The organism is Kluyvera ascorbata ATCC 33433, assembly GCF_000735365.1.
GTDB lineage: Bacteria > Pseudomonadota > Gammaproteobacteria > Enterobacterales > Enterobacteriaceae > Kluyvera > Kluyvera ascorbata.
The window spans coordinates 1-8,403 of the sequence record NZ_JMPL01000158.1; the positions used below are offsets into that span (position 1 = coordinate 1).

Annotated in this window: 6 protein-coding genes and 5 pseudogenes; 2 read left to right on the forward strand and 9 right to left on the reverse strand. The window is 48.9% G+C overall.

What is annotated here, in order from left to right; all coding sequences use genetic code 11:
- Together GKAS_RS21600 and GKAS_RS25385 are read right to left on the reverse strand one after the other, a co-directional pair.
- On the reverse strand, positions 1-344 hold a 344-nt coding region (locus GKAS_RS21600), incomplete at its 3' end, for a DUF932 domain-containing protein (protein ID WP_035897361.1).
- A gap of 495 nt (positions 345-839) precedes the next feature.
- Positions 840-1,085 (reverse strand): annotated as a pseudogene (locus GKAS_RS25385) (transposase).
- A gap of 16 nt (positions 1,086-1,101) precedes the next feature.
- On the opposite strand from GKAS_RS25385, the pseudogene GKAS_RS21610 reads away from it, so the two are divergent.
- A pseudogene (locus GKAS_RS21610) lies at positions 1,102-1,715 on the forward strand (IS630 family transposase); the annotation flags it as partial.
- A gap of 308 nt (positions 1,716-2,023) precedes the next feature.
- Here the strand turns inward: GKAS_RS21610 and GKAS_RS21615 are convergent.
- Complete coding sequence (locus GKAS_RS21615; RefSeq protein ID WP_051910832.1) at positions 2,024-2,626, reverse strand: DUF6448 family protein; 603 nt, start codon at positions 2,624-2,626, stop codon at positions 2,024-2,026.
- A gap of 233 nt (positions 2,627-2,859) precedes the next feature.
- Here GKAS_RS21615 and GKAS_RS21620 point away from each other — a divergent pair, with 233 nt between their 5' ends.
- Positions 2,860-4,011 (forward strand): helix-turn-helix domain-containing protein, encoded by a 1,152-nt coding sequence (locus tag GKAS_RS21620; protein WP_032180275.1) that lies wholly within the window; start codon positions 2,860-2,862, stop codon positions 4,009-4,011.
- A 127-nt stretch (positions 4,012-4,138) separates the two neighbouring features.
- Here the strand turns inward: GKAS_RS21620 and GKAS_RS25390 are convergent, their stop codons facing one another.
- The 6 genes and pseudogenes from GKAS_RS25390 to GKAS_RS25165 all read right to left on the reverse strand — a co-directional run.
- Positions 4,139-4,387, reverse strand: coding sequence for a DUF905 family protein (locus tag GKAS_RS25390; RefSeq protein WP_223307989.1), 249 nt, complete (start codon positions 4,385-4,387; stop codon positions 4,139-4,141).
- Positions 4,367-4,720 (reverse strand): annotated as a pseudogene (locus GKAS_RS25395) (TA system toxin CbtA family protein); the annotation flags it as partial. The gene GKAS_RS25390 and the pseudogene GKAS_RS25395, both read right to left, overlap by 21 nt.
- A 56-nt stretch (positions 4,721-4,776) precedes the next feature.
- Positions 4,777-5,160: pseudogene (locus tag GKAS_RS21630) on the reverse strand (DUF932 domain-containing protein); the annotation flags it as partial.
- A gap of 90 nt (positions 5,161-5,250) precedes the next feature.
- On the reverse strand, positions 5,251-6,114 hold the full coding sequence (locus tag GKAS_RS21635; protein ID WP_035897355.1) for a GTPase family protein: 864 nt from the start codon (positions 6,112-6,114) through the stop codon (positions 5,251-5,253).
- Between the two features lie 340 nt (positions 6,115-6,454).
- The gene (locus GKAS_RS21640; protein WP_035897357.1) at positions 6,455-8,134 is read right to left on the reverse strand and encodes a UvrD-helicase domain-containing protein; all 1,680 of its coding nucleotides are present in this window, start codon (positions 8,132-8,134) and stop codon (positions 6,455-6,457) included.
- Positions 8,131-8,403 (reverse strand): annotated as a pseudogene (locus GKAS_RS25165) (ATP-dependent endonuclease); the annotation flags it as partial. The gene GKAS_RS21640 and the pseudogene GKAS_RS25165, both read right to left, overlap by 4 nt.

Below are 8,403 nucleotides of genomic sequence, written 5' to 3' on the forward strand. Positions count from 1 at the left end.
AGCATCTGGTACGAACTGGTGCCATCGTGAGAGTTAAGCAGGATAATTTCCGGCACCTGTTTACCGGTAATTTGCCCCTCCCGACGCAGGCGCAGCATATGCTTCGTATGCTCACGACGACGGGGGTCACGTACCCGTGTCTGACAGGCAAAAAATGGCTGGAAGCCTTCCCGCTGCAGGCTGTCGAGCAGGGAGATGGTGGGGATATAGGCATATCGTTCACTGCGGGAGGTATGCTTTTCTTCACCGAACACGCTGGGGGTATGCTGCATCAGTTCTTCATGGGTAAGGGGGCGGTCGCGGCGTATCAGATTAACGCGACCAAAACGGCTGGCTAATTTCATGGGGTTTACCTTTATGGATGACATAAGCGAAAACGCCCTGCTCGTAAGAGCAGGGCGTCAGGGAAAATAGTGATGTGGCGAAGATAAGGATTTTATGCTTTCTGTAGTGGCACAAATTTACTGTGCCATATATGGACGTCACGCGTTTTGCAAGCCCTGAGTTGATACGGTTTGCTGCAATATATCCGGCGTCGTTAGTGGGTCTGATGACCCGCGCCATGATGTCATCCGCACCCTGTTTCCTAATCACTACATCGGTATGTTACTACCTCGGCACAGTTCAGGCTGTTACAGGGTTGGTTTACCGTTCTCTCATCAGTATCTGCAAACTCAGGAGGAATTGTCTCTCCGGATACAACAATGCTTAGCTCATAGCGAAAGCCCTGTTGATATTAAAACTTGTTGATTCGGTCAGTAAGCGCCAGACGATGCGAGTCAGTTTATTGGCCAGCGCGACCGTGGCTTTCATTTTTCCCCTTCGATCGGTGAGGTGCTTCAGCCATATACCCAATGCATCATCGCCCAGTGCATAACCGAGCGGGCACCATGAATAATTAAGGTTCTGAGGCCACGATTCCCATTTTTGGTCATGGATGACAGGCTGCTTTTCCCACCTGAACTACGTTGTCTGGGAACCAGACCACATCAGGTGGATAGTTGTCGCCCGTTAGAAAACTGCTCCGCATTCACTTCACTCAGAAAAGCTGCCGCAATAAGTGGGCCAATCCCCGGTATTGTCATCAGTACTTTATATTTGGGTTGTTGCTGGCGCAGAGCGGCACCGACGCTGTGTATCCGTGACCCGCATAAAGATGAAAAAATGGCCGCAATCCATAAAGCGCTGGACGAATGCAGCGCAGAGCACCCGGTCTTTTATGAGGATGAGGTGGATATCCATCTCAATCCAAAAATCGGCGCGGACTGGCAGCTACGCGGGCATCAAAAACGCATAGTAACCCCGGGGCAGAATGAGAAATATTATCTGGCCGGGGCGCTGCACAGCGGTACAGGAAAAGCCAGCTATGTGGGCGGCAACAGCAAAAGTTCATCTTTATTTATCAGTCTGTTAAAACATCTGAAAGCGACATACCGGCGAGCGAAAACAATCACGCTCATCGTGGATAACTACATCATCCATAAAAGCCGTAAAACTCAGGGCTGGCTGAAAGCAAACCCGAAGTTCGGGTGATTTACCAGCCAGTTTACTCGCCGTGGGTGAACCACGTAGAGCGGTTGTGGCAGGCGCTGCACGACACGATAACCCGCAATCATCAGTGCCGTTCAATGTGACAGTTGTTGAAAAAGGTCCATCATTATATGGAAACCGTCAGCCCATTCCCGGGGGGACAACATGGGGTGGCAAAAGTGTAGCGGTATTAAGCGCAGCTATTTAGTTCACGGTATTCTTGCCTGTAGCAGCCTCTATCCGTGACGATTCAGCATCATTGGCGTATGCACGTCGAAATTCTCTGATGTACTCATTAAGTTTGCGGACCTTTAGCCCGTTCAACCGCAGAGCTCTGAGTTTTTTCGTCCATAAATTTACTTACATCCGTTGTCGGAATGAACATATCAAAAACAGGTAATTACATAATTTTAATTACAATCCTCCAAATCCCGCTGGGCGTTATCGTGGTGATTCAGAGATGCCGCAAGGGCATCTCTGGCGGACATGATAATTAGTGCTGATGTTCCATCTCAGGCGATCCTCCTGCCGCCATTCTGTTCACTTCTTCGACAAAATGTATGTAGTGAACGTAGTCATTCACATATCCACGTCCCTGTTTAACCGATTGATTCACTTGTTGCTTACTTTGTTCAGCTTTAGCAAATTTTTCCCGGAGAGCATGCTCAACATTGGCAGTCACCTTCGCCACCAGGCTATCAACATTGCCGGCGTTGAGTGCGGCATCTGCCTCTTGTACAACCACGGGAATATGGCCTGCCGGTTTTACACCGGTAAAGGGCGCGCCTTCCGCCTCACGGTGAACACGTACCAGAGTGGTGAAGAGCTGCTGATCGGCCTTCTCCTGAGCGGCCTGACTGCCACCTTGTTTGCTTATTGCCTCGTCAAACGCCTTCCTGACGGTATCTTCACGGTTTTCTGGCACCCATTTTAATAACGGGGTAACATCATGCGCCTGGAGCGCGCTTTTAGCCTCGGTAATCACCGGTCCATCCATGCCGTCGCAGTGGGCGAACGCCGTTGTGCTTATCGTCATTCCCGCAAGGATCACGATGCTCGCGCACAGGGTAGTTCTGATGTTTTTCTGCTTTTTCACAATAATGCTCCCGGGTCTTTTTCGACCTGTTCATCTGCTTTTTGGGGATGTTAATCGACGTAGGATTTCAGACCCTCTGCCGATTTGACATCAGAGTACTGGCGTGAAATCAGGGCGTCGTTCGAATTGGTAAAGTCGAACCTACAAAGCGCAAAGTCGAACGTTCCGCTAACAAGAGGCAGAGCGGAACCCGTTCTTTATGTCTCGTTTTGAATGATTGGTGGCGGTAATACATGCTGATTGAGCTATCCGTTTTTCTTCTGGCAGCAGGAATAATGCAGGCTGTATTGCTTTCTGTTTTTCTACTTTTGCCGTCCAACATTGTACAAACCAGCAACCGGCTATTGGTGGTCGTCCTGCTGACCGTCGCCGCCGGTTTTGGCGAGCTTTTACTTTACGGAAGCGGTGTAAGTTTTTCACACCCAAACTACGCTTATATCGGTACGCTCATCTCTCTGCTTCAGCCGCCAGCTATCTATCTGTATACCCGATCGCTGATGTATTGCCGTTTTCAAATTCGGCTCATTCATGCCGTACACTTAATCCCGTTCGCGGCTGGCCTGATTGTGTTTTTCACACTATATGTTCCGCTACCTGAGTCGGAAAAAATAACAATATTACAACAACAGGATTTACCAGGAATGCCGGAACCTCTGCCCCTTGCGTTGGTCTATCACGGGGTATTTCTCGGTTGGTTGGGCTATTCGCTCGGCCGCTTGCAGTCATTTAATTCGGATATCCAGCGTCTTTATTCTGATATCGCCCGCCAGCAAATACTCTGGCTCCGCTTCCTGCTGTCGGGTTACGCGGGGCTGTGGATCGTCAGTATCATTTGCTGCCTGTTTTTCTATCTGTTCAGGCTAACCGATCAAACCACCTGGATACTGCCTGTTGTCAGTATGGCGGGGTTTGCGTTCATTAATACATTGCTGATCTGCGCACTGCGACAGCCCGCTGCGTTTATGGGGCTAACGCAGGAAGATGAAACCCTGCTGGTGGATATTCAGCCGGTTAAAACACTGTTGTTACCGGAGTCAAAACAGGTAGATAACGTGGTGGATTTTATGCGTCGGAATCAGCCGTTTCTGGATTCCACCCTCTCCTTAAGCCAGCTTGCGCGCCAGATAAAACTTTCACCGCACGATCTCTCCGCCATTATCAACAATGGATTTCAGCAGAACTTTTTTACCTTTATCAGCGAGTACCGCATAGAGTATGCCAAAAAGTTACTGGCCACGCCGGGAGATAAGCGGACCATTCTTGATATTATGTATGCTTCGGGTTTTAATTCTAAATCGGTATTTAATACTGCATTTAAGAAGCAAACAGGTGTGACACCCACAGAATATCGTCGGCAACATTGTCTACAAACAGTACTCCGATGACCTATTTTTTAATGCCTGGATACGCTTGGATAAAGAAGCATGGGTCGGACTTTCCACCAACAAAGGACAGTCAGTTGTTCAGGTTGAGATCCGCCAGCCCTGCCCCAGACGGGCCAGCGGCGTGCTGTCAGCGTTTTTTCACACCGTAGCGCTGCAGGTGGGTGTTCAGGTCATGACCAGCACCGGGCTCAAAGTTCCATGCCCGCCAGATGAGCTGGCCGTCCGCATCGCGAATGACCAGCCGGAAGTGGGTGTGCTGGTCATCCTCAATGCCAACGTTGATATACAGGGCGGCAGTGGCCTCAGCCTGTCTGCGGGTGAAGGTGCCTGCCGGAAGTGTCCCGTCAATCGGCAGACCTTGCGTGATATCCGTCACCCGCCTGTAATAGCCCCGCTTCAGAAGCCCTGTGGCTTTCCGTGCCCGCAGGACATCCGTGGGGGTGATAAGTGAAGACCGCACCGTGAAACGGAAGCTGCTCTGGCCTGTACGTACTAGGTCATATTTTTCAACAACATCATTCAGGGCATCCGCCAGCGGTATACCGGCCTCAATGTGCTCCTGAATCACGCCATCGCTGCCAAACGGCGTGTCGTTAAGAGTCAGTCCGTAGTGCTGGCTGAGCAGATATCCCAGCAGGAGGCGCCAGATTTCGACGGGGGACAGATGTGACAATGCCGCCCATGATAGTGAATCGGGTGATGTTTTCATATCGGTTATTCCGTAATGCTGAAGGGATGTAAGTGGTGGGGTATTACTGCATGGCTCAGGCCATTACAGCAGACACTACGGAACAGGCCCGGCAGCATCTGGTAGCTGCTGGAGCCGTCATGCGAGTTGAGCTGAATAATTTCCGGAACCTGCTGACCAGTGATTTGCCCGGCACGGCGCAGGCGCAGCATATGTTTCGTGTGCTCCCGGCGGCTCTGGTCACGGACGCGTGTCTGGCAGGCAAAGAACGGCTGAAAACCTTCACGTTGCAGGTTTTCCAGCAAAGTGATGGTGGGAATGCAGGTGTAACGCTCACTGCGGGATGCGTGCTTGTCTTCGCTGAATACGCTGGGCACCACGCGAAACAGCTCCTCACGGGTTAACGGACGGTCACGACGGATAAGATTTGCGGCGCTAAAGCGCGAAGCCAGACGGGTCATAAGCAGACTCCTCATAACGGGAAAACAAATAAAGAAATCCCCGTCGCATCGGCGACAGGGATAGGGAAATAACAGGGATGGGTTAAATACTCAGAAGAAGAAATCCCAGACAGCGCGGGCCACTGACACCACAGCGGAGCGCACGGCCTGAATAATGGTTCGCACCGGGGCGGGAATAAGGTGAAAGGTGCTTACCGTATCGAGTATGGCACCTACGGTTTCACCGAAATCGGCACGGGCCTGTTCCTGAACTACCATTGTGCGAAAGTGATGCTGCAGTTGCGCTACCACCGGGCTACTGGCCTCGCGTGGCAGATACTTAATCATCCTCTCAGCCATCACCCGCAATCCCCACTGCAGACGGACCGATACGGCACACACCGGATGCACAGGCTGAAAAATCTCATGCAGCAGGCAGATTTTACGGCTGATGTTTTGTTTTTGCTCTGTGGACAATCTTTCTCCACCGCTTGTGGGCTCGGTCTTGTCCGACTGGCTGATAACAAACATCACCTTATGTCGGTATGCCTCACTAATCACCTTTCGGTAAAAATACTCATCCACCGCCAGCGCACGGTCATCAGCTTTAATCAGCCACAGCACCAGGTCGAGCCGGGGTAGCTGATCCCGATACAGCACAGCATATTCGGTATCGCGAGCACTGTTTTCGCCCACACCGGGCAGGTCCACGATGGTCATAAACCGTTCACCAACTTGCAGACGAAATCGCAAAGGTTCACGGGTGCAGGCGCCCACATCACTGACCGGAGATACTTCACCGGCAAACAGGGCATTGCAAAGGCTACTCTTTCCCGCCCCGGTTTTACCCATAATGCCGATCACTGGCTCGTAATGGGTTAACTGATTTATCTGCTGTAATATGCGTTCAGACACCCATTGTGGCAGGCCGGAAAGCGAGTGCTGCAGGGGCTGCAGACCTTCAGATTTTCTCATGGCTACTCCTCTCAAAAATATAATAAAAAAACGGCAGAACCGTTAGGCTCTGCCGTTAATTGGATATGCTCAGTTGAATGATATATATCTGAAGTTTTTTACAATGCTGACCCAATCACTAATCTTTAGCCATAGAAACTTTTATTATGCAACACTGCTGTACTAATCAATGAGGAGCAGGTAACCGCCCCTAACGAAGGATTCATCATTATATATCTCTTTATTTTGGCAAGTTGAGTGAAATCACTCAACACCTGACTTCTTTGTTCCAGAAATGAGCATTTATAACATGTTACTATTTTAAGAAATGAGCCATAAATTATTAATAAAACATGGATAATCACTTAAACTTGTTACCCGCTACAAATGGAGTAACATAACTAAAATACTCAGATTGAGCAGTTCGATTGATATTCCAACGTCTGGCGTTAGCAGGACGTTCTCGCTGATCGGCATGTGTGAGAATCAACCGTCTTTTCGCTCGTGAAACACCGACGAAAAAAGCGCAACGATTCTCATCCTGATCGCCAAAGAAAATCTCGTTTTCTACTGCCATGATAATGACAGAGTCGAATTCCAACCCTTTACTTTTATGAATGGTCAGAATGCGTACAGCCTGATCATCCGCAAAACGTCCCAACGCTTTTGGCAAATCTGGTTCTAATTTATGCAATTCTTTAATCCGGGCAAAAGTTTCACGGATAACATCATTTAAACGCGAACGAGTTTCATAGTCAGGTGATAAAGCAACCAAAATTTTGGAGCCGATATACTTCAGAAACTCTATTGCCAATTGTACCCAATCCGAAAAAGGCGAGTCTGTATGCCTAGCATCAGATACTTTTTTACGTTGTTTTTTAATTAATTGATCAAGATCCTTTCTCGCACTTGACTGTATTTCTTCATCGGCAAAAGGAATCAATTGATTCATCAATCTAATCCAAGCCTTAGGTTCACGCTTACCGTAGAGACATGATAAATAATCTACGATCAAACGTGCTGCAGGTTCTATAGTGATATCCTGCAATTGTTGTTCGTTACGATATGGAATACCGCGTGCTTCCAACTCGGTCATAAGGTGGTCAGCATAAAGTTCCAACTGTTTAGAAACCAAGACTGCAATTTCTGCAGGTGGTAATTGTTCTGTATTTATCCAACCATTTATTAGATCAGCCAAATAGACGGCTTCTTTACAACTGTCTTCAAAACGCCAGGCATAAACCTCACCTCCATCGCCACCCAATTGTTCATCTGGCATGACAGAGTCAGGATCAAGCGTACGAATAATTTCGTTCTGAACCCGCAGCAATTGTGGTTTAGAACGGAAATTGCGATACATGTTAAGTGGTACGGCATTAAAATCATTGGCAAAGGTTTGGAAAATACCGTCCAGCGCTCCAGCCCAAGCCATAATTTTTTGTTTAGTATCACCTACTGCCGTAAGGCGAAGACTAGTCCCTTGGAAAGCAAGCTTAACTAAGTCATATTGTAAATTCGTGCAATCCTGGAACTCATCCAAGAAAATATCGCTGTAAGTTTGCCGAATTGCATGACGGGCAATTTTTGAGGTTTTCAATATCTGGATTGCCAAAGGGACCAGATCGCCGAATTCAATTTGAGTACGAGAGGGGCCATTTTTCTTGTCCACAATTGTATAACCCGCATCCAGGACATCTTTCCCCGTGAGCACCGGCCTGAAACGATCGATGATACGTTTGGCAAATGCATGGAAGGTATAGCTATCAAAACGCGAGGCAAGATCAGTCCCGCACCGCCGTTCGACACGCTCTTTTAGGTTTCGGCTGGCATCAACCTTGAAGGAGATCGCTAGAATCCGCTTAGGGTACCGACATGTTCCTGTACGCAAAAGGAAGTCTGCTCGTTGCGCAAGCATTTCCGTTTTACCCGCACCTGGTCCGGCGGTGAGTGCCAAGCAGCGCTTACGCGCTTTTGCTGCTCGTTTTGCATTTGGTTCCAAAGTCAGTCCATCGGCGGGTTGCCATGCTTCAGCAGCAATCATTCTGGCAGCTCTTCGAGTTTGGCAATAACTGCATCTGCCAGCCTGCTTAGCGACTCAGGCATGTTTTCAAGTAATTCAGTGTCCCTTAGCTGAGTTAACGCCTCAATGTGTGCTGCTGGTTTGCTGCCAAGCTTAAAGCGCTGATGATAGGTGCTGAACAACATTAATTCGTCTTCACTGTATTGAGATGAATCGTGATGGCTTTTCCCGAGGACAGCCTTGATAGTTGACTCATCAGGTTTTTCTTTATCAACATCATAAGCTTCGGG

Excerpts from the sequence above, each read along its gene's own strand:
- GKAS_RS21620 (WP_032180275.1), top strand. The coding sequence starts at position 2,860 with ATGCTGATTGAGCTATCCGTTTTTCTTCTGGCAGCAGGAATAATGCAG.
- GKAS_RS21635 (WP_035897355.1), bottom strand. The coding sequence starts at position 6,114 with ATGAGAAAATCTGAAGGTCTGCAGCCCCTGCAGCACTCGCTTTCCGGC.
- GKAS_RS21640 (WP_035897357.1), bottom strand. The coding sequence starts at position 8,134 with ATGATTGCTGCTGAAGCATGGCAACCCGCCGATGGACTGACTTTGGAA.